General features: G+C 55.0%; 1 protein-coding gene. It reads left to right on the top strand.

Features of this window, described 5'->3' with window-relative positions:
* A partial coding sequence (locus E4680_RS14220; RefSeq protein WP_167792536.1) for a hypothetical protein occupies positions 1-1,371 on the top strand: 1,371 nt, incomplete at both ends.

Genomic DNA, 1,371 nt, shown 5'->3' with positions numbered 1-1,371 from the left:
ACCCAGAGTTGCCCGCGCATCAGTCGTTTTTCGCAGACAGCGCAGCGCAAAACTCTGACTGGTATCCTGGCAAAAATATCCGGGCGGCAATCGACCGATATCAGCAGTTTCGAGAACGTGGCGGGATGCCATCTGTGCGCAAAGCCGCTTTGGCGCCGGCACGAACAGCCAATGCATTAATCGGCCGGTTTCTATCGCGGATCAATGCCAGAAGGACAGCCGCAGATCCTGGCTCGCCCTATTCTCCAGACAAGACGCTTGTCAACGAGCCAGCGCCAGATAACAGGATTCCAGATCGATACGGGCGCGCGGTTTTTGCGCCTGACATTGCTCACCCCCCATATTGCAGAGGTAGCGGGTCAACCGTTTTGCGCCGAAACGTGCTATGCCTGGGCGTTGGCGAATACAAGGTTCACCGAATTTGGATCGGCGGCGTATTGGCTTGGATTAATGGGGCATCAACTGGCGCCGTTGCAGGGTTGGTGATTTACCAGCTGATCCCAGGCGAGCAAATGGCGCTTGATTACGTCTCGCTCGACAGCGGCCCGCCGCTCGATGGAAATTGGACTGAGCTTGCGAATCAGGGCGGTTATGATGTTGATGCAAGTGATTATTCAGTAACATGGCTGCCTGATTCAGGATCGTCAGAAACGCCACAAGTTCCGCAAATCGGGCGGTTCTTTCATCGGAACTCCACATCGCTCGAACTTCCGGTCGGCGTTGTACTATCGGAAGCCGGCACCAGAACAAAGATTCTCGGGAAAATACCTGCCGCAGGGTCAAGCTACAATTTTATTCATGTCGCGAACACAAAGCCCAATTACACGCGGGTAAAATTCGACAGGGTGCAGATATCTGCGCGGCAAGCGTCGGTTTCTGGCGGGTCTGTGCGGGTTTTCACCGGCACGGTAGACGGCTCTCCCAAAATCAGCGATTTGGCGTCAACTTCCGGATCACTTAGCGGAACAGACTACAATGATGTTGTGATCACAAAATCAGGCGACGGCCTCAGTTTTGTGCTGGCAGCCAAGGAGAGCCCTTCCGCGCCGCAATTTCAGTATATCGCCGACATCGCCATCCGGCCGACGTATCGTCCTCCAGTCGGGCATCTGGAAACCTCTCATCTGAGAGTCGATTACACAGCAAGCGCTGAAAATCTGGCATTGCCAATTGTTGTTGAGGCGACGCGGATTATTGATGGAATTCCAGATGATGGGATTGGTGCGGCCGCGTATTTTGTGGCACGCAACGCGTTTGGCGCTTCTGCCGTTGATCAGGCGTCATTCCTGGCCATTCCAGGATCATGCGGCGGCGCGGACTATTCCGGCCTGTCTCCATGGGAGATTCTGCGCAGCCTGCTGGATACGGCAA

It is taken from the genome of Candidatus Macondimonas diazotrophica (assembly GCF_004684205.1).
Taxonomy (GTDB): Bacteria; Pseudomonadota; Gammaproteobacteria; order UBA5335; family UBA5335; genus Macondimonas; species Macondimonas diazotrophica.
This window is presented reverse-complemented; position numbering and strand designations above follow the sequence as displayed.